A 20,125-nucleotide genomic window follows, 5' to 3' on the forward strand; every position below is an offset into this window, starting at 1 on the left:
TCTGAAGACATCGAACTCGCGCTCGGATAGCCGCTGATGGGGCATTGCCTCCGCCGGTTCGTTCAGGTTCTGGGCGAACCGCTCGGCCATTGACAGGCTTACATACACCCCACCGGACGCGATTTTCGTGATCGCATTGAGCAACTCGCTGCTCGCGCTTTCCTTGGTCAGGTAACCCGATGCGCCTGCCTTGAAGGCCCGCGCTGCGTACTGGTGCTCCGCATGCATCGTCAGCACCAGAATCCGCAGGGCGGGGTTCTCGTCCTTGATCTGCCTGATGAGCTCAATACCGTTTTGCCCGGGCATCGACAGATCGAGCAGCAGTACATTTGCGCCGACGGAGCGCACCATCGCGACGGTCGTCGCGCTGTCCCACGCTTCACCAGCAACTTCAAACCCGCTGGCGTCGAGGAGGACGTGGCGCAATCCGTCGCGTACCACCGCATGGTCGTCTGCCAGTAGAACCTTTATCACGTCCCTTCCTCCTGACGAGAGCCGCGTCAACAATCCTTGGCATTGAGCGGCCAGATGCGCCTGCCTGAATGTGTTGGCAGACCGGATGCCTTGCAGTTTCAGGGGAATTGGCTTATCAGGTTCACATGTGGCGACATGCGCTGTCCACCTCGGCCATGCCGCGTTCAAGCGCGAACTGCCTTGCGTCATCGGGGTTTCCGAAACTGCCCAGTACCGACGATGCCCTTTCCCTCCCGTCGGGTGACTGCACGATAAACATCGCGACGTATTCGCCGCTCTCGTAGGCCGCCAGGGGCTGGAGAGAATATCCCCTGTACTGAACTCTAGCGGTGTGCATGCATCCCCCCAGGCGACGCGATATCGCGGACAGACGCTCGAGCAGATCCTGTTTCTTCGTGATGACCTGCGCTGAGCTGGCGACGACGCACGTGCCCAGCAGCCGTCTGTGCCAGTAGTCGGGATCGGTGATGAACCGATGTTCCGAAGCACAGGCTGCAAGGTTGAGGTTTTCCAGGCGGGTTACCACCGCCTCGATATGAAGCAGATCCTGAATTTCCAGTTCATCGGTGCTCATGGTTTAACTCCTCGGAAAGCCAAACCATTCGTGTTTCCGGCGGGCGGTTCGCCGTCCGCAGCAGCCTTTCGCGGTCTGCGCGCTTGCCGGTTATCTCGCCGGTAAGTTTATCCAGCCATTTAGTCTTTTTGAATGACAGGAAGTAAGTAGCAACGACCTGCTCGATATGATCCAGAATTGATGCATCTATTTCTGAACACGCGCTGAACACTTTATATGCAGCCTATGTCGGCGCCGGTCGCGAAACCACGCCAATGTCGGCGACGGACGGTGACGTTTCGGTGCAGCGCTGCGGGAGTATGTCGGGAGACGCAGGATGGGCGATTTGATGTCGCCATCAGGGCTGTTCCTTTCGACCGCACGGCCAGAGCCACACGAGCGGCGGGCAGCATACATTACGCTGATCGTATCGGCGGCGCTCTTCGCGACGCTGGCGCCCCTCGCCGGCAAACCACTGCCAGCACCGTGGGCCTTTGTGCCCGTTTACAACTCGGCCATTGCGATCAACGACGTGGTCACGGCCGGACTTCTGCTCTGCCAGTTCACCATCCTGCGCTCCACGTCACTGCTCGCACTGGCGGGCGGCTAAGGGAGGCCTTCGTTCGCCGCATGGTATTCGTTCCGTAAGCCCGTTCATCGAGCCCAGTTCATCCACTCCAGCGACGGACCAGCCGAGCCGGCGTGTCGAGAGATGCGGCGAGTCGTAAATCCTGCCAGGAAACAGATATACCGCCGAATGGCGGTAGTCACCGGAGCTCTCAGGTTCGTCTGAGCGTCATATGCAAGTAAAAACGTGGCAAGCAGCGGTCTTGCCGCCTGGTACGCGCCTGCGCACTTAAGGAAACGGGCGCGAGATGGAGCACTGCGAGTAAATGCCCAGAGGGAGATCGGGGACGGTCGGCAGCATTCGAAAGCCGGCATGTTTTCGAATGCTGCCAGCGAGACTTTTAAGTTCTCGAGCGTCAGCCTCTATTCGTCGTGATATTCGAAGCGGGCATCCGTATAGAGCAGCAATACGCTAGCATTTACGAGTGCGTAGGCACCGCCGCCACCGATCGTCCGCTGCTTGGCCCCGCCTGCATTGGTCGCGGGATTCACGGCTCCTCATATGGCTCCGAACCATCACCCGCCAGCCGCAGTGAAGCTTCCGCATCCTGCATCCTTCTCGAGCTTCTCAATCAACGCATCGCGCATCACCTCAACCGGCCGCACTAGCCGCCCCGGCAACGCGCCATGCACGAGCCACACGTTGAGCCCACTACGAAAATCCGGCACATCGACGACCTGAAGTGCCCCGCGCAGCGCACTTCGCGCTAGCACTTCCGGCGCCGCCAAGCCAACCCCCAGCCCACGCGCGACCAACGATAACTGCAACTCCGACCCGAACGCCTCAACGGCCACATTGAACGGCAGCCCGGCCACCGCCATCGCGCGGCTCAGCGCCGAGCGCATCCCGCAGCCATCCTGATTCAGGACCCACGGATAGCCCGACAACGCGGCGAGCGACGTCGGCTCATCGGTGATGCCGAATGATCGTGGGGCAACGACCACAGTCGGTTTGTATGCAAGACGCGTCGACGTCAGCGCCTCGGGCAACGGCGCGCCCTCGGGCAGCAGCACGACAGCAGCATCAGCCTTCGCCTGCTCAATACCCTGCAGCAGACCCGGCGACCAGCCCGCCGTCACGCGCAAGGTCAGCTTCGGAAACGCGCTGCGCAAACGGTCGATCGGCTGCTCTAGCGCCAGCTCCGAGAGAAACGGCGGCACGCCGATCCTGAACTCGCCCGTCGGCTCGCTGTCGGGTGACGCGACCGACATCAGACCGTCGACGGCACGCAGCACCGTGCGCGCAAGCCCGTACACCTCGTTGCCCGCCGCCGTCGGCTTGAGCGGCTTGTTCTGGCGGTCGAGCAACTCGATGCCGAGCATCGCCTCCAGATTCTGCACACGGCGGGTTAGGCCAGGCTGCGTCAAGAACAGCTTCTCCGACGCCCGCACCATCGACCCGGCTTCCACCACCGCCACGAACGCCTCTAAGTCACGCGTGTTCAAAACAACCTCGCATAAACATTATCGAGATATTTCAATTGTCGCATAATGCGGCCACGCCTACGATAAGCCGCACCAAATCCCGCGGAGTCAGATCATGAACCAGCCTGCCGAAACCTGTCCGCGCAGTGTCGCGCCAACGCCCTCGCTACGACCTGCGACCCTTGCGTCGGCGCCACTCGCCTCGACCTTGACCACGCCATTGATGCTCTTCTTCGCCGGGTCTGTCGGCGTGGTCGTCATGAATCTGTCGGCGGCGCAGCCGCTAACGGGACCCGTCAGCCGCGCGCTGGCGCTGCCGCCGGAACTCGCCGGCCTGATCGCGATGCTGCCGCAACTCGGATATGCCGGCGGTCTGCTGCTGCTTGTGCCGCTATGCGATCTGCTCGAAAATCGCCGGCTCATTTTTCGAACGCTGGCGTGCTGCGCGATATTCCTCGCCCTCGCGTCGTTCGCGCATTCCGGCTGGCTGTTCCTGACGTCGGTGTTCCTTGCGGGCGCGACATCGAGCGTGATCCAGATGCTGGTGCCGATGGCGGCATCGATGGCGCCCGAAAGCCGGCGCGGGCGCGCCGTCGGCAATGTGATGAGCGGACTGATGCTCGGCATTCTGCTGTCGCGTCCGCTGGCCAGCGTGATCGCCGGTTCGCTGGGCTGGCGCGCGTTCTACGGCATCGAGGCGGTGGCCGACGCGCTGCTCGCTGTCGTGCTGTACCTGCAGTTGCCCAACCACGCGCCACACGCCGCTGCGCGCTATTGGGAACTGCTGCGCTCGCTCTGGACGCTGCTGCGTACTGAACCCGTGCTCCAACGCCGCGCCACGCTCGCGGCCCTCGCGCTCGGCGCCTTCAGCGCTTTCTGGACGGCCATCGGGCTGCGTCTCGCGCAGCCACCGTTTTCGCTCGGCATGCCAGGGATCGCGCTGTTTGCGCTGGCAGGCGCGACGGGCGCAATCGTGACGCCGCTTGCCGGCCACCTCGGCGATCGCGGCGCGGGTCGCGCGACGCAGATCGTTTCGCATCTCGTCATGATCGCGGCTGTCCTCGTGCTGGGCACGGCAGGCGCGGGCTGGGGCTTGAGTTGGAGTGGATTCTCACTCGCCGCGCATCCCGCCGCCGCGCTCGCGCTGCTGGTCGCCGGCGCGGCCGCGCTCGACGCCGGCGTCATCGCCGATCAGACGCTCGGACGGCGCGCGATCAACCTCATCAACCCGGCGGCACGCGGCAGGTTGAATGCGCTCTTTGTAGGAATTTTCTTTGCCGGCGGTGCGCTCGGCGCCGCGCTGTCGGGTTTGGCGTGGGCGCGGGCCGGATGGAGCGGCGTGTGTACGGTCGCGCTCGGATTCGCGCTTGCCGTATTTCTGTTCGGCTTTGTCGATCGCGCCGCGCAGGCCGCCCATCATTGAACACCCGCGCTAGCAGGACAAGTGCACCGCGGCGAGCGCGAGTCGATCAAGGTAAGTGCCGCACCAGCGCCTAAGAACCCACTGCTATAGCGCAAGCGTAGACCGCAATACATTTGTGACAACACGGCCCGGGTACATGGAGATCAACGGACAAAATCGACTCGTGGAATTCTGGCCTCGTTACGTCACTTGAGATGAATTAGTTATCCTTGGCGGTATTGCTCGCGAAGACGATGGACTCCGAGCAATCGGACAACGCCGGTTGCAGCCAACTCCGTGCGTTCTCGGCAGCTCTCAAGGAAACTTGCGGAAGACGCTTGCCGACCCTGAACCGCCCTCCGACCACAGCCAGGTCAACGGCGGTTTGCAGCGGCAAACCGGACATTCAGTCAAGCAACGGCATGCGCAACAGCGCCGTTTATCGCGCATCGAAGTTCGCTCTTAATGCCTGGCTCGCGTATGGTTCAATGATCGTCCTGACCAATCATGCCCCGCCGAGATGGGGTCGCTTGCCAAGGCCTCGTCGTCTGCAAAGCGACCTCGATCTGCCCGATACGCACCGGGCGCAACGCCATGTACTTTGCGAAACTCGCGCCCCATATGCGACGCATCCGAGAAGCCACAGGTCGCGGCAATCTCCGCCACCGTTCGATCCGATCGCCTCAGCAGCCATGCAGCCGTTCGCAGCCGCAGATGCCTCGCGTACGCCAGCGGCGACTCACCCGTTTGAACCTTGAAAAGACGTTGCAGCTGGCGCACGGACATGTCGACCCGGGCAGCCAGTTCGTCCAGACTCAACGGCTGCCCGATGTGTTGCTCCATCAGATGCACGACCCGTTTGATGCGTGGGTGGTCCACCGGCTTCGTACCGGGCGGATGCGGCTGCGGCGCGCTGGCCCGCTGCGCATCTTCAACGAGAAGAATGCGCAGGGCCTTTTGCACCGTCGCGGTGTCGATATGCAATTGCAGAATCGCCGCCGCCACGTCGACAGAAGCACGCCCGCCCGAACACGAAATTCGCCGACGGTCGACGACAAACAGCCTGTCCGCGACGAGTAAGCGCTCATCGACTTCAGGAAACCGCGCGATGTAGTCCCAGTAATGAAACCAGCTGACGCACACGCGATGTCCGTCCATCACGCCCGCGCGCGATAGCGCGAAGACGCCAGTGCAAATGCCCACAAGTGTCGACGAAGTTTCAGCGGCGCGGCGAATGAACCGCAGCGTCGTGTCGCTAACGCCCGGTCCCGAATGCAGCAGCCCGCCGATCACGACGACGTAGTCGAACGTCCCCGCTTCGTCAAAGGTTTGCCACGGCTGGATCTGGATGCCGCAGCTCGCTCTCACGGGTAATAGCGTTTCCCCGACCACCGTCCATGCGCATCTCACCGGCTGGCTGAAATCGCAATCGTCACTCGCGAGCCGCAAAACATCGACAAAGCCCGAGAACGCCGTCAATGTGAAATTCGGCAATAGCACGATGCCGAAGCGCACCGGCCTGATTGCATTCCCCGCGATGCGCGTCATCATTCTTCACTCGTCGGCCAATGGCGAGTGCGAGGTCTCGCGGCTGCCGATCATCGCAACCAGCGCGACGCCCGCCGCCCCGACCAGATACCACGCAGGCGCGAGCTTGCTGCCCGTCGCGCCGATCAGCCACGTCGCGACCAGCGGTGCGGTGCCGCCGAACACCGCGTTCGCTGCATTGAAGCAGAACGCAAAGCCGCTATAGCGCACACGCGTCGGAAAGATTTCGGCGAGAAAACAAGGCAGCGTGCCGTCGTTCATCGTCAGCAGCGCACCGAACGCAATCTGGATCGCGACGATCATCATGAAGCCCGCGCCAGCCAGGCCCTTGAAGAGCGGCACCGTCAACGCCGCGAACAGAATCGACGCGCCGATCAGCATCGACTTGCGGCCGATACGGTCCGACAACGTGCCCATCACGAAGATCAACCCGATATAAGCCGTCAGAGAGATCGTCGCGGCAATGAATGAAGCGGTCTCGTCCATGCCCAGTTCCGTCGACAGATAGGTCGGCATGTAGCTGAGCACCAGATAGAACGCAACGGCATTCAGGCACGTCACGCCGAATGCGATCAACATTTTCGCGCGATGTTTGCCGAGCAGTTCGGCGATCGGCGCGCGCGCGACCTGCTGGTCCTGTGCGAGCGCCTTGAAACGCGGCGTGTCTTCCAGTCGCACACGAATATACCGGCCGATCAGACCGAACGGCGCGGCGAGCAGAAACGGCAGACGCCATCCGAAGCTGTGCAACTGGTCGCTGCTGAGCGCCGCATGCAGCAACGCGATGAGGATCGAGCCGAACAGCAGTCCTGCCGCCGTGCTTGCGGGCACGATGCTCGTGTAGACGCCGCGACGGTTCGCAGGCGCGTATTCCGCGAGAAATGCTGACGCGCCCGCGTATTCGCCCGATGCCGAGAAGCCCTGAATCACACGCACCAGCAGTAGAAGAACGGGCGCAAGCATGCCCACCTGCGCATAAGTCGGCAGCAACGCAATTGCAAAGGTCGAACAGGACATGATGAGAATCGACAGCGACAACGACGCGCGCCGCCCGATCTTGTCGCCGAAGTGTCCCCACACGATGCCGCCCACTGGCCGCACGATAAACGAGATCGCGAACACGCCATACGCGGCCAGCAGGCCCGTCGTGCCATCCGTCTTTGGAAAGAACACGATCGCAATGACGGTCGCGAGATACCCATACGACGCGTAGTCGAACCATTCGACGAAATTGCCAATAAAGCTCGCCCACGCCGCGCGTTTCAGCAGTTTCGGATCGACGGTTTCGTTCACCGCATCCGGTGCGCTGCCGTCGCTCGCGCCCGAAGGCGCAATCACGCCAGCCGCAGATCCACCCGACAAAGTTCTTCTCGTACTCATTGACGCTCTCCAGACCTGATGATGCGATGACGGTTCGCGGGCGGCAAGCAGCGCCCGCGTGTGAGTTCGGCGCTCAGATATCAGATCGAGCTGGAATGCGCGTCGCGTTGTAGACGATCGGCGGCCGATGTTGTGCGAAAGAGCGGATGCCGGCGCGCGAGCAGGAAGTACGCGAGGCCGCCCGTCAATAACGAGAACTCGAAGCTCAGGTCGCCCCAACCGAGGTAGTCGCGCATCAGCGGGCTCACATAGGTCGGCGAGTTCGAAAACACGATCGACGCGACGATCCCGAGCATCCACGCGACGACGCCCGGCCAGAACACGCCACCCGTGTACCAGTACGCGCCGCTGCCCCACTTCATCCAGTCGTCGGTGCGGTAGCGGCCGCCGCGCATGAAATAATCCACGACGACGATCGCGGCCCACGGCGCAGTCCAGAACACCATGTAGTTCAGAAACACCTGGTACATGTCGAAGAACTGGCCGTAGATCACGGTGACGACGCGAAACGTGAGCGTGAAAAGCGCAATAATGGCAAGCGACGTAATACGGTTGATCGGAATACGCAGCGCCAGCAGCCCAAGGCCCGCCGTGTAACCGTTCGGCACGTTGGCCGCAATGCCGCCCAGAATGATCGCGAACAGCAGCGGCACGATGAACCATGTCGGCAGGAAGCGCGACAACTGGCTCACGGGATCGTCGCCGAGCGAGCCGCCGAGCGCCGTCGCGAACAGCACTCCGATCACCTCGCAGAACATCAGCGCGACGAACTGCCCGCCGCCCGCCGCGAGCACAATCGTTTTCCAGCTGGTTTCGGCAGGGAAATAGCGACTGTAGTCCGACGCGAAATTAGCCCAGCCGATCGGGTAAGAGAACACGATGCCCATTGCGATCAGCCAGGTGCTGAACGAGCCGCCGCCGTGATTGACCTGCGATGCGATTGCGAGGCTTGAGTGCGGCAACACGAACGCGGCGAGTCCAGCAAAAAGTACTGCGAGCACGATCGCAATCCACTTTTCCGCCGCGATGATCGTTGCGTGACCGAAGATCGCGAGCACGATTTCCGCTGCGAGAATAATGGCGAGCGACACCCACACCACGCCATGACTCTGAAACCCGCCCATTTTCAGCAGCGTTTCGAGCGCCTGCGTGGCAACGACCGAATTGATCGAGAACCAGCTCAGCGCTGAAATCAGGCTAACCGCTTTCGGCAGAAACGAACCCAGTTGCCCAAACGAACTGCGCGACGTCATGATGCCGGACGTGCCCGTTTTCGGTCCCATGATGGTGGTCAGCCCGAGCACGAAACAGCCGAACGCATTGCCGACCAGAATCGCCAGCAAGGCTTGCCAGAGCGACAGCCCCTGAGAAAGCGCCAGCGCGCCCGTCACCACGACCACGTAATTCGTGTTTGCGCCGATCCACATCTTGAAGAGTTCGGCGGGTGTGCCATGCCTATCTTCGCGGGGGATCGGATCGATTGCGTGCTGCTCGATGCTCCACGCCTTGTCGGCGTCCACTTCCTGTCGCGCATGACTGCTTTCACGAGTGCTCATCGCTCTTCTCCTCGCATTCAGGCTCGCGATGCTTTCGCACGCGCTTGCCACGCTTCACCCAGCGCCTGCGAAATCCCTTCCACGCAGACGTCAAATAGCAGCCTTCCCTTGTCGGCAGTCGCAGCTGCGGCCGATGACAGACAGCCGGACGCAGGCGTCCACTCCGGTATCGTCGGGAACAAGTCGTATGGCGGGAAAGTCGCCGCCGCATGCGTGGGTACTTTCGACAGATCAACGAGATGCGGATGGAGATGCAGCATCAGCGACGTTTCCAATACGCCGCCATGCTCGACCGCCCAGCCCGGAAAGCCCTCGGGATAGATGCGCGCAATGGTCTCTTCCGTGACGAAATCCCAGTACGACAGCATCACCACCTGCACGTCGTGAACGCCTTCCCAGCGCAACTCGCGCAACGCAAGATCGATTCCCTCGACGGCGAACATCGAGTTTTCGAAGTGGCCGTTGATCAGACAGACCTTGCGCGCGCCGTGACGGGCAAATTCCTTCAGAATGTCTTTCACAGTCGACGACAACGTATGTCCGTCGAGACTCGTCGTGCCACACAGATGATTGCCGCCGCCGCTCTTTTGCTGCGACTTGTAGCCATAGGCAATGGCAGGCGCAACAAGCGCGTCGATGTTCTGTGCGACTGCGATTCCGATTGCCGTCGGCAGCAGCACATCGGGGTTCATCGACATATGCGGGCCGTGCTGTTCGAGTGCGCCAAGCGGAATCAGCACGGGCCAGCCGTCGCTGATGCGACGCGCGTAATCGGGCGCCGCGAGTTCTCCTATCACCACGCTCTGTTTCATGTGCGTCTCCTCCTGAATACGTGTCGTTATAAGCCGCTATATACGGGCAAGCGCGCGCAGAGCTGCGCGACCTGCTCGCGCACGCGTGCTTCCGTCTGCGCGTCGCCGAGGCGATCGAGAACGTCGCATACGAGGGCAGCCGTCAGCCGCGCGTCGTTCTCGTCGAAACCGCGCGTGGTCATTGCCGGCGTGCCGATGCGGATGCCGCTCGTCACGAACGGCGACTGCGGATCGTTCGGCACCGCGTTCTTGTTCACCGTGATGTGCGCGCGGCCAAGCGCGGCGTCGGCGTCTTTGCCCGTGATGCCCTTGTTCACGAGATCGACGAGGAACAGGTGATCGTCCGTGCCGCCCGACACCACCTTATAACCGCGCTCGATGAATACGCTCACCATCGCGCGCGCATTTGCCAGTGTCTGCTTCTGATAGGCAACGAATTCCGCGCCGAGTGCTTCGCGAAACGCGACCGCTTTCGCGGCAATCACATGCATCAGCGGGCCGCCTTGCGTGCCCGGAAAGACCATGGCGTTGAGCTTCTTTTCGATCGTTTCATTGGCGCGCGCCAGAATCAGGCCGCCGCGCGGACCGCGCAAGGTCTTGTGCGTGGTCGTGGTCACGACGTCCGCGAGCTGAACCGGATTCGGATAAAGCCCGGCAGCGACGAGTCCCGCCACATGCGCCATGTCGACGAACAGCAACGCGCCGATGCTGTCCGCGATCTGACGGAAGCGCGCGAAATCGAGCACTCGCGAATAGGCCGAGAAACCCGCGACAATCATTTTCGGCTTATGCTCAAGCGCGAGCCGTTCGACTTCGTCGTAATCGATCAGCCCGCTCTGCGCATCGATGCCGTACTGCACCGCATTGAACAACTTGCCCGAGAACGACACCTTCGCGCCGTGCGTCAGATGGCCACCGTGCGCGAGGCTCATGCCGAGTATCGTGTCGCCCGGCGTGAGCAGCGCGAGATACACCGCCGCGTTCGCCTGCGAGCCGCTATGCGGCTGCACGTTTGCATAGGCTGCGCCGAAGAGCTGCTTCGCGCGTTCGATTGCCAGCGTTTCGACCACGTCGACATGCTCGCAGCCGCCGTAATAACGCTTGCCGGGATAGCCCTCCGCATACTTGTTGGTCAGCACCGAACCCTGTGCTTCGAGCACGCGCGGGCTCGCGTAGTTTTCCGATGCGATCAGCTCGATATGCGCTTCCTGCCGCTGCCGCTCCTGCAGCATCGCGGAAGACAATTCCAGATCGAAGCCTGCGATCGTCTGTTCTTTCAAGAACATCTGTGAAGCCTCCTGCTTTTCGAGTCGTCTGCGGCGGCGCGCGCCGCAGACCGGTCCGTCATTGAGCCCTCAGGCCGTGATAATGTTTTTCTCCGGCCCGTACGGGAAGCCGGTGATGTTCGTTGCGCCCTTCTCGCCGATCACGAGAATGTCGTGCTCGCGATAACCGCCCGCGCCCGGCTTGCCTTCGGGCAGCATGATCATCGGTTCCATCGACACGACCATGTTCGGTTCGAGCACCGTCTCGATGTCTTCGCGCAATTCGAGCCCAGCTTCACGCCCGTAGTAATGCGACAGCACGCCGAACGAATGACCGTAACCGAATGTGCGGTAATCGAGCAGACCGTATTCGGCGTAGATCTTGTTGAGTTCGTTGGCAATATCGCAGCAGCGCGCACCCGGCTTGATCAGCTTGAGGCCCGCTTCATGCACTTCGACATTGATCTTCCACAGACGCAGATGCTCGTCGGAACAGTGATCGAAGAACATCGTGCGTTCGAGCGCCGTGTAGTAGCCGGCGATCATCGAAAAGCAGTTCAGGCTCAGGATGTCGCCCTTCTGAACCTTGCGCGTCGTCACCGGGTTGTGCGCACCGTCGGTGTTAATACCGGACTGGAACCACGTCCACGTATCCATCAGTTCCGAGTCGGGGAAGCGGCGTGCGATTTCGCGCACCATTGCCTGCGTCGATGCGAGCGCCACTTCATGCTCGGGCACACCGTCGTGAACCGCCGCGGCGAGCGCCGCGCCGCCCACGTCGCACACATTTGCCCCGTGCCTGATCACTTCGATTTCTTCCGCCGACTTGATCATGCGCATGCGCATCGTCTGCGCGCTGATATCGACGAACTCGACGGACGGCAGCGCGGCCTTCAGCTTGTGCAGTACCTCGACGGGGATCTGATCGAATTCGACGCCGACGCGCCCCTTGTTGTCGATCTCGCCCTGCACCGCGCGGAAGAAGTTATCGCGCTGCCAGTCGGTATAGACGATGTTGTAATCGCCAACGGTACGGCGCCACGGCTGGCCGCCGTCAATATTCGCCGAAATCGACACGACTTTCTTTTCTGTCACGACCAGTCCGTACTTGCGGCCGAACGAGCAATAGAGAAAGTCTGCGTAATAGTTGATGTTGTGATACGAGGTGAACAGCACCGCGTCGATGTTCTCGCGCGCCATCAGATCGCGCAGCTTGCCATGGCGGTTCGCGTATTCGGCATCGGAGAACGTGTGCTTTACTTTCTCGCCATTCTCGATCCGGATCAGGCTCTCCTGTTTCATTCGCTCAACTCCTCAGTGAAAAAACGAGTGGGTGTGAGCGGATGTTAGAAGTCTGGCGGTTCGGAAGTTTTCTTGATTCGACAAGCGACTCTCTAAAATCGACATCGAGGGTTAACCATCACGAACGCAAAACAGGCACGACGTAGCATGCGGCTCAAGGCTCAAAGCGCGTTCTGGTATCGGCGCCGGTCGGCGATGGGCGAGATACGGAACTGCGCCCTGTAGCGCGTCGAGAAATGCGTGAGCGATGTGAACCCGGTGCGTGCACAAACCTCTTCTAGCGGCCTGGCGGTGCGATAGAGCAATTGCCTCGCGCGCAACAGCCGGATTTCCAGGTACGCCTGCGCGGGCGTCTTACCGATGCGCTCCTGGAACCAGCGTTCAAGTTGCCGTTGGGATACGTCGAGAAATGCCGCGATTTCGATGACGGAAAGCGGTTCTTCGACATTGCTCTCCATCACCTGCAATGCCTCGTCGAGCTTCGCATGTTCCGCACCGATGTACTGCCGCAGCGATGTCACCTGGCGCTGCTCATGCGTGCGCCGTTCGGCGACCAGCAGTTCGAGCACACGCGCCGCAAGCGAAGCACTGCCGGGCGCGCTGCCAAGCAGATGCACCATCAGATCGAGCGGCGCGACGCCGCCGCTGCAGGTGTAGCGGTCGCGGTCGACTTCGTAAAGGCGGTTGGATACCGTGAGTTTCGGAAACTGTTCCAGCAGCACGTCCTGATCTTCCCAGTGAATGGTGCAGCGATATCCATTGAGCAGACCGGCGCGCGCGAGGAAATAGCTGCCCGTGTCGAGGCCGCCGAGCGCCGTGCCATGACGTGCCTGCAAGCGCAGCCAGTCGAGAATCGCGCCGATGCCTTTGCTCGGAATCGGGTTCGGGCCGACGACGAACACCGCGTCGAACTCTTCCGCGTCGGCCAGGTGCAGGTCGGGCATCACGCGGATGCCGTCGCTCGAACGCACGTTGTCGCCGTTGGTGCCGATCAGCTGATATTGGTAGACGGGCCGCTCGACCAGCATGTTCGCGATCCGCAACGGGTCAACTGCCGTGCCGAGCGCGATTAGCGAAAAGTTGTCCAGCAGCAGAAACCCATAGCGGGTGATGCGGAGATCATGCAAACCCGCATCGATACGATTGTCAGGACGTTCCATTTCAGCCCAGTTGATTCCCATCGACGGCGATTCGCAAAGCGCGCCCTGATACGGTTACAGTTTGTCGGTGACGACGTTTCCCTTTCGTTCTTGAAAAGCCGGCAACCGCCATCCAAAGTAAAGCGAGGCAAGACGGACTGCGACACAGACGAGCGTGGCGAACCACGGTGTCCACCAGTTCGTCCACCCTGCATAAGACAACCCCGTCTGAACCGCCGCCCCGAGCAACGCCGCCGACGCGTAGATTTCGCGCTCGAGGATGGCAGGCACGCGCGAGAGCACCACGTCGCGCATCACGCCGCCACCGACGGCGCTCACGGTGCCGAGCAGCATCGCCCGTTCAGCGCTGTGTCCGTAGGCAAGGGACTTTTGAGCGCCGGATACCGCGAACAGGCCAAGACCAATCGCGTCGAAAAGCAATACCGGTTGGCGCAAACGGCGCACGCGCGGATACGCGAGAATTGCAATCGCAGATGCGAGCAACGAGGTGGCAAGATAGCGCCAGTTCGACAATCCGGTTGGCGGAATTGCGCCAATACACACGTCTCGCACGATACCGCCGCCACATGCAACCATGAACGCGATCGACGCAATGCCAAAAAGGTCCAACCGACGTTGTCGTGCAGCAACCGCACCACTGATCGCGAAAGCGAATGTCCCGACCAGGTCCAGCAGCGTATAGATGGCGTGTGAATTCACGTCGATTTTTCTTGCTCGCCAAGCCATGCACCGGCAGCACACAGCATCGCTTCGAGGCCTGCGCGCAAAGTAGGATTCAAGGCCTTTTTGAACTCGTCGGGATCGGTTCCGCCGATGAACCAGAACGCGTAGGGTACGTTCCATTCGCGACCGAATACGCTGAAGTCCTCGCTTGCCGCGGCGGGTTGTGTTTCATATGCACGCTCGCCGAACTGTGCTTCGAACGCCGCGCGCAAGCGCTGGATCGTGGCATCGTCGTTGACGGTCAGCGGATAGCTCGACAGCGTGGTGAATTCGGGCTCGCGCGGCGCATTCGATGCAACGCATTCCGCGCAGCAGATACGGCGGATCGCGCCCAGCATGTATTCACGCACGTCGTCGTCGAAGGTGCGCGTGTTGAGCTTAAGCGTGGCGTCGTCAGGGATGATGTTCTCTTTGGTGCCCGCCTGCAGCGCGCCGATCGTCAGTACCGCGCTGTCGCGCGGCGATATCTCGCGCGAAACGATGGTTTGAAGGCGCAACGTCGTCGAGGCCGCCATGATCACGGGATCAATCGACGTCTGCGGTTGAGAACCGTGCGAGCCACGTCCGAAGAGCTTTACCTTGAGACTGTCGCCCGCCGACAGGATCGTACCGCTGCGGTAACCGACCGTACCCGCCGCACCGACCATCACGTGCTGGCCGAGGATCACATCCGGCTTCGGGAAGCGCGAGGTCATGCCGTCGTCGATCATGCTCCGGGCGCCGCGCCCCACTTCTTCGCCGGGCTGAAAAACCGCCATTAGCGTGCCGTGCCACGCGTCGCGATGTTCGGCCATCAGCCGTGCGACGCCCATCAGCCACGTCACATGCAGATCGTGTCCGCAGGAGTGGGCCACGCCCGTTTCGTACCCTTCTTCGTCCTTCGCCCTGACCGTGCTCGCGTAAGGCAGGCCCGTCGCTTCCGCCATCGGCAAAGCATCCATGTCGGCGCGCAACATCACGGTCGGCCCATCGCCATTGCGCAGAATCGCCACCACACCCGTCACGCCGACTTCGCGCGTGACCTCATAACCGAACTTCTGCGCATAGTCCGCGACAATCCGTGAGGTCCGAACCTCCTGCATCGACAGTTCGGGATTTTGATGGAGATCCTTGTAGATCGTCTCGAGCTCTGGCAAAAGGCTTTCGATTGCGCTTGCCATTCCCTTGATCAGTGTTGACATGACGACTCCTCGATCACACCTTGGCGGTGGATCCACTACGCGGGTGTGCGCTGTGTTCGTTGCTGTCAAGCAGGCTGCGAGCAAGCTTGTCGAGCAGCTTTTCAAGCGACTTACGCTCGCTCGCACTGAGTGCCTTGACCAGTTCGCCTTCCAGTTCCATACCCAGCGCTTCCGAGTCTCGCGCGACGTTAAACCCGTAGGTGGTGGCGCGCAACGCAACGCTGCGGCGATCCGCTGCGTGCGTGTCACGACCGATCAGATCCCGCGCTTCGAGGTCGGCGAGAATTTTCGAAAGCAGCGTCTTCTCGATCAGTGCGCGCTGCGCCACTTCTTTTGGCGTGATGTCAGGTTCAGAACACACAAGCCGCAGGACGCGCAACGCGCGAACATCGAGATTCCACTGCTCGCGATATACCGCATTGGCCCTGCTAATCAGCAACTCGCTGGCGAGATCCAGCCTGAAGGTCAGAAAGTCCGAGTACAAGTTCGCTCCCTCCCGTCCGCTTGGCCAATCTGTCAGCCGGAATCGCCATTATAGAATTGTAATTGAAATTTTCAACTATTTATTGTTTGATACGCCCCCATCAGGTTGGGCTCATGCCTGTCGGTCGATATGTAGTTACCGGTTCAAGGACGCGCGCGGAGAGCAAGGCGATCGGCCATGCACGTCGCCGCGTTGTCCTTCACCTACGATGAACCTCGACGCGCAGAGTTGAACGTTCGAACGGCTGCTTGCGGCAGCGAAGTGGCCCGCTGAGGGTTCCTGGGGATCGTCGGCCGAATGTCTCCTCCTGGCCGTTAATTGCCAATCGGTGTGCGATCAACGAAATCATTGCGCGAACGGCAACGCCGCTGCGGACATTCGAGCCGTCAGCGGCACAACGGCAGTTATCAGATGCGTGGCAGCCGCACGGCGCAGGCTTTTCAGCATGAGGACCGTTCACGAATGGAGCACTTTCCGGCGCACGATTTAATGAGGTCGCCCGCCAATCGTGCCATCCTCGACTCTCGCATTTCTGCAATCCGTCTGGCACGTGCGAGAACAGCATCTAGGCCCCAAACGCAACACATCGATGCCGTATTCAATTACCTGAGGTGTTGCGCGACGCCCTGACGGCGGTGGTCAACGAGTATGACCGGATGATGTATCAGGGTGCCGTTGCGGACCATACTTGCGGCTACCGGAAAACTGGAGCGCCCTGAAAACGACGGTCCACAGCATTTCCGCTTTGTGCGCGACAACAACGGTACGCGAGTTTACCAACCTTCATTCAATCACCGAATTGCGGCGAGCGTTCGCCTCAATCGCCAGCAGATCGCTGGCGGCTTTCTATACCAACCAAACAAGGATCAAAATGCGTCTGTTGCTCGCTCTCGTTTTTCCCTGGCTTCAATTTTTCACGATTGGACGCCCCATTGCAGGAATCATCTGCCTGCTGCTGCAGCTCACCATGATTGGCTGGATTCCGGCCGCGATATGGTCGGTGTTTGCGCTGAGCCAGTACAAGACCGATAAGAAGATCGAGCGCGCACTCGCTTCGCGCGGTTGACCCCCCTACTCTGTACCATCAGTCACGGGACACGCCATGTCGGATGCAGCCTCAGAGACCGAATGGAAGCTGGAATCGCCCTATGGCTGGTCGCACCCAAGCGGCTGGACCATCGGACGATACGTCGTTGCTGGCGTATCGCATTTCTGCTATGGCAAGGCCGCGACCACCGAGGCAAGTTTGCCAGCCTCGAAGCGGCACAGGCCCAGCACTGCCTGCAGACGAAAGCATAAGAGCCGCCGGGACCGAGCCGCGCATGCCCGCTCGGCCGGCCGCTTAACCGCATGCTGCTACCATTGCATGAACCCGCCAAATGAGGGCGGGCGACTCAAAGGAGCGGATGAACAAGATGGCGTCAAGCCGAAAGGGCGCTGGCAACGGAAAGATGGCGCGCAGGCCACTCACCAAGACCAGGCTTTTGCCGATGAGCGCTGCAGTCGCGCGCGACCGGTCACTCTCATATCACGTCGCACTCGACGGCTGGCGTCGCGGCCATGGCAACCGTCGCATCGTGAACGAACTCACCGGCGCGACCTACATGGCATGGTACCTTCAGTGCGCCGGGTATGGCGACGCGCCCGTTGAACTGTTCAAGGCCGCCGAGTGCATCGGCGAGCTCACGCTGATGAAAGCGCACGAGCGCGGCGACGAGGACTGCTGGTCTCTCGATGCCGAGTCGGCCTCCATCTACACCGCGATTCTCGCCCTTCACGACGCACAGCTTCGGACCGCCCCTCTTCATCAATACGAGAACGCGGAGCGTCGCCTGCTCGCCTTTCTGCATGGACCCGCAAGCTCCCCGATTCCCGCTCCCAACGACCGAGGAGGAAAGGCCCGTGTGTACGAGTTACGAAGCGCCCGGCAAGATTGAATTCGAAGCGTTCAGCCTGTTTCCAATGCCGTCGTTCGACTACCGCGGCGAGATCTATAAGGATTACGCTGCGCCGATCTTCCGGCGCGTCGACGGCAAGCTATCGACCGACGCTGCGACTTTTGGCATGGTTCCGCGCGAGCGGATTCCGCCTGGCGTCAAGGTCTTCGACACCATGAACGCTCGCAGTGAGACAGTAGATCAGAAGCGCAGTTTCAGTGGCGCGTGGAACCGGCTTCAACTCGCACTGATACCCTGTCACCGATTCTATGAGCCTTCGTACGAAACGGGCAAACCGGTACGGTGGCGCATTGGCCTGGCCGACGAAAGGGCCTGTGCGATCGCGGGCCTGTGGCGAGCGTGGGAGAACCCGGACGGCTCACAGACGCTTTCCATGACGATGCTTACCTTGAACGCCGACGAGCATCCGTTGATGAAGCGGTTTCACAAGCCCGGGGCGGAGAAGCGCGGCGTCGTCGTGCTTCCGCAAGCCGAACACCTTCGAGTGGCTATCGTGCACGAGCACGGACGAAGCCAGGTCTTTCCTGCGACTGCTGCCGGCCGACGCATTGCATGCAGAGCCCTACCCGCTTCCACCACGCAAGCGCGCAACATCCACTCCCGACGAGGGCGAACAACCGTCCCTGATCTAGGCATAAAAAAATCCCCGGGGTTTTAGGCCCCGGGGATGTTGGAAAGGTTTCTGCGGCACGCCAATTACGCTGCTGCCGCGAACAAGTCAAACTGCGGAGAGACCGGTTCAAGCATCGCCGCGTGGTCCGCGTCACTCACACTGTTTGCGATCAGGTGCGTGTCCAGTTCGTCAGGTGTCAGGTTCAGACGCTGGGCAAGTCTGCTGAAATACTGCCCTCGCTTGGCCATGTCCTGATATCGCTGCGCCATACCGACCGGCAGCTTCACGAAGCCTTCGTTCAGCCAGAAACGCGCCGAATCCATTGCGTCCTGATTCTGCGTCTTCAGCATGAACGCGGTGTCGTACCTGCAAGTCACGAATTCGCAAGCGGCTTGCGCATCCACCTCAAACTGCGAGGCTTCCTCGAAGTACACCGTTTGCTCCCCCGCTGAAGTGCGCGCGTACCAGCCTGCACGCCCTGAATGCCGATAGCGGTTCCACTGCTCCGCATCGAAATCGCGAAGTCCGATCGTTGGTGCCTCGCGGTCGTACTGACCAACGGGGTACCAGCCATGCAATACGATGTCCGCCTTGGGCCTTGGCTCAACGTGAGGCACCGGGTATCTGCGACCCAGCACGTTGACGTCGTGCCATGCTGCCATCGCGGGAAAAGCATGCGGTGCGTAGTGGTGCATCGACAGGAAGAAATCGATTGCCACAAGCTGCTGCGGCGTGACGAACTCAAACTGCGGATCACACAGCGTCCGGTTGTGCTCATTGTCGGCGATGAGGCCCGACGCCAGCTCCCCCGAATGCCGTTCCGCTCTGTCCCGCTCGTTCGCATCGATTGAAAGGAGCATCTTCAACATGGCCATGCGTTCCAGGAATCGATAGGTATCCGCCTGAATCCGCGTGTACCCGGCGTCGCTCAACGTCCTGCCCACCAGTTCACGGCGTGAGAGGTCCCACTGGATCGCAAGAAGATAGTTACGGAAGTCGTTCAACGGCTTCAGGTGCGCGTGTTCCGGCTCCTGAATCATGAACTCCATCGATTTGTCGCGAGCGCCGGTGACCCCGCAGAAACTGCATCCGAACCTGGAACCGCAGGCCGCACGTGCGCCACTTTCGCCAGCTACGACGCCGCAGACGCCGCCATTACCAACGCGGTAGATCTCCGAGAGCCTTGCGATGGTTGCAGGCTCCAGCGGGCTGCTGAAGCCAAGCGAAGAATCCGCCATGCATCCCAGCATCGACCACACATCGTCAGACGTCCAGTCTTTCAAGGGAGACAGTGACAGCGATCCGGATGCCTGCCGGGTCGCCACTTCAGCCTGCTCGTTGCGCTCGGTCATCGCGACGCGGCGGACTGCAGACTCATCAAGCCCAATCACATCTACGAGAGGCCGTTAAAGTGTTACATGCCATGCTGCATTGACGGATTCACGCAGGTAACACTTTAAATTTGTATTGCCCTGAAATTTTTCCGGTTTTCGGCTGCCAGGTATGGGAAGTGTTACCCGCTCCATTCGATGATGCAATGCCCCGCGATCGGCTGGACCCGACCCAGCCTGTGTGAAAACGCATTGATCGCCTAAACTAAATCAACGCGCTGAGACCGGGTGACTCATGAAGCGATTCGTTGAAGGCGATGACCGCAAGCAG

The 20,125-nt window shown here is 61.0% G+C and carries 19 protein-coding genes; 5 read left to right on the forward strand and 14 right to left on the reverse strand.

The genetic code is table 11. The features are described 5' to 3' along the window. Both H3V53_RS37935 and H3V53_RS37940 read right to left on the reverse strand, forming a co-directional pair. The coding region (locus H3V53_RS37935) for a response regulator (RefSeq protein WP_336602216.1) at nucleotides 1–474 on the reverse strand (474 nt) is incomplete at its 3' end. Between the two features lie 121 nt (nucleotides 475–595). After that, nucleotides 596–1,048 carry a hypothetical protein gene (locus tag H3V53_RS37940; protein ID WP_336602217.1) on the reverse strand — a complete coding sequence of 151 codons (453 nt, stop codon included), beginning with the start codon at nucleotides 1,046–1,048 and terminating at the stop codon, nucleotides 596–598. Nucleotides 1,049–1,364: 316 nt separating this feature from the next. Between H3V53_RS37940 and H3V53_RS37945 the strand changes: the two genes are divergently transcribed. Continuing rightward, nucleotides 1,365–1,637, forward strand: a complete 273-nt coding sequence (locus H3V53_RS37945) for a hypothetical protein (protein ID WP_336602218.1) — start codon at nucleotides 1,365–1,367, stop codon at nucleotides 1,635–1,637. Between the two features lie 533 nt (nucleotides 1,638–2,170). Here the strand turns inward: H3V53_RS37945 and H3V53_RS37955 are convergent. Further along, nucleotides 2,171–3,100: a LysR family transcriptional regulator gene (locus tag H3V53_RS37955; RefSeq protein WP_336602219.1), complete on the reverse strand. Its 930-nt coding sequence runs from the start codon at nucleotides 3,098–3,100 to the stop codon at nucleotides 2,171–2,173. Nucleotides 3,101–3,194: 94 nt separating this feature from the next. Between H3V53_RS37955 and H3V53_RS37960 the strand changes: the two genes are divergently transcribed. Beyond that, entirely contained in the window at nucleotides 3,195–4,502 is a 1,308-nt protein-coding gene (locus H3V53_RS37960; protein WP_336602220.1) for an MFS transporter, read from the forward strand. A 441-nt stretch (nucleotides 4,503–4,943) separates the two neighbouring features. On the opposite strand, the gene H3V53_RS37965 is transcribed toward H3V53_RS37960, so the two are convergent. The 10 genes from H3V53_RS37965 to H3V53_RS38010 form a co-directional block, all read right to left on the reverse strand. Further along, entirely contained in the window at nucleotides 4,944–6,032 is a 1,089-nt protein-coding gene (locus H3V53_RS37965; RefSeq protein ID WP_336602221.1) for a GlxA family transcriptional regulator, read from the reverse strand. A gap of 3 nt (nucleotides 6,033–6,035) precedes the next feature. Beyond that, nucleotides 6,036–7,409, reverse strand: coding sequence for an MFS transporter (locus tag H3V53_RS37970; protein ID WP_336602222.1), 1,374 nt, complete (start codon nucleotides 7,407–7,409; stop codon nucleotides 6,036–6,038). Nucleotides 7,410–7,489: 80 nt separating this feature from the next. Then, entirely contained in the window at nucleotides 7,490–8,965 is a 1,476-nt protein-coding gene (locus H3V53_RS37975; protein WP_336602223.1) for a purine-cytosine permease family protein, read from the reverse strand. Nucleotides 8,966–8,982: 17 nt separating this feature from the next. After that, on the reverse strand, nucleotides 8,983–9,777 hold the full coding sequence (locus H3V53_RS37980) for a creatininase (RefSeq protein ID WP_336602224.1): 795 nt from the start codon (nucleotides 9,775–9,777) through the stop codon (nucleotides 8,983–8,985). A gap of 26 nt (nucleotides 9,778–9,803) precedes the next feature. Further along, on the reverse strand, nucleotides 9,804–11,063 hold the full coding sequence (gene glyA, locus H3V53_RS37985; protein WP_336602225.1) for a serine hydroxymethyltransferase: 1,260 nt from the start codon (nucleotides 11,061–11,063) through the stop codon (nucleotides 9,804–9,806). Between the two features lie 69 nt (nucleotides 11,064–11,132). Further along, entirely contained in the window at nucleotides 11,133–12,344 is a 1,212-nt protein-coding gene (locus tag H3V53_RS37990) for a M24 family metallopeptidase (RefSeq protein WP_336602226.1), read from the reverse strand. A 161-nt stretch (nucleotides 12,345–12,505) separates the two neighbouring features. Further along, on the reverse strand, nucleotides 12,506–13,504 hold the full coding sequence (locus H3V53_RS37995; RefSeq protein ID WP_336602227.1) for a GlxA family transcriptional regulator: 999 nt from the start codon (nucleotides 13,502–13,504) through the stop codon (nucleotides 12,506–12,508). A 54-nt stretch (nucleotides 13,505–13,558) separates the two neighbouring features. Next, nucleotides 13,559–14,203 carry a trimeric intracellular cation channel family protein gene (locus H3V53_RS38000; RefSeq protein ID WP_336602233.1) on the reverse strand — a complete coding sequence of 215 codons (645 nt, stop codon included), beginning with the start codon at nucleotides 14,201–14,203 and terminating at the stop codon, nucleotides 13,559–13,561. Further along, nucleotides 14,200–15,408, reverse strand: coding sequence for a M20 family metallopeptidase (locus H3V53_RS38005; protein WP_336602228.1), 1,209 nt, complete (start codon nucleotides 15,406–15,408; stop codon nucleotides 14,200–14,202). Before H3V53_RS38005 ends, H3V53_RS38000 begins: the two co-directional genes overlap by 4 nt. Nucleotides 15,409–15,421: 13 nt before the next feature. Further along, nucleotides 15,422–15,892, reverse strand: coding sequence for a MarR family winged helix-turn-helix transcriptional regulator (locus H3V53_RS38010; protein WP_336602229.1), 471 nt, complete (start codon nucleotides 15,890–15,892; stop codon nucleotides 15,422–15,424). Between the two features lie 871 nt (nucleotides 15,893–16,763). Between H3V53_RS38010 and H3V53_RS38015 the strand changes: the two genes are divergently transcribed. The 3 genes from H3V53_RS38015 to H3V53_RS38025 all read left to right on the forward strand — a co-directional run bounded on the left by H3V53_RS38015 (nucleotide 16,764) and on the right by H3V53_RS38025 (nucleotide 18,508). Further along, nucleotides 16,764–16,958 carry a YqaE/Pmp3 family membrane protein gene (locus tag H3V53_RS38015; protein WP_336602234.1) on the forward strand — a complete coding sequence of 65 codons (195 nt, stop codon included), beginning with the start codon at nucleotides 16,764–16,766 and terminating at the stop codon, nucleotides 16,956–16,958. A gap of 340 nt (nucleotides 16,959–17,298) precedes the next feature. Next, nucleotides 17,299–17,829 (forward strand): hypothetical protein, encoded by a 531-nt coding sequence (locus tag H3V53_RS38020; RefSeq protein WP_336602230.1) that lies wholly within the window; start codon nucleotides 17,299–17,301, stop codon nucleotides 17,827–17,829. After that, entirely contained in the window at nucleotides 17,795–18,508 is a 714-nt protein-coding gene (locus H3V53_RS38025) for an SOS response-associated peptidase family protein (protein ID WP_336602231.1), read from the forward strand. The genes H3V53_RS38020 and H3V53_RS38025 overlap by 35 nt, the downstream gene beginning before the upstream one ends. Before the next feature lie 38 nt (nucleotides 18,509–18,546). Here the strand turns inward: H3V53_RS38025 and H3V53_RS38030 are convergent, their stop codons facing one another. Further along, nucleotides 18,547–19,815, reverse strand: a complete 1,269-nt coding sequence (locus H3V53_RS38030; RefSeq protein WP_336602232.1) for a hypothetical protein — start codon at nucleotides 19,813–19,815, stop codon at nucleotides 18,547–18,549. Nucleotides 19,816–20,125 lie beyond the last annotated feature (310 nt).

This window comes from Paraburkholderia bengalensis (assembly GCF_037126505.1).
Lineage (GTDB): Bacteria > Pseudomonadota > Gammaproteobacteria > Burkholderiales > Burkholderiaceae > Paraburkholderia > Paraburkholderia bengalensis.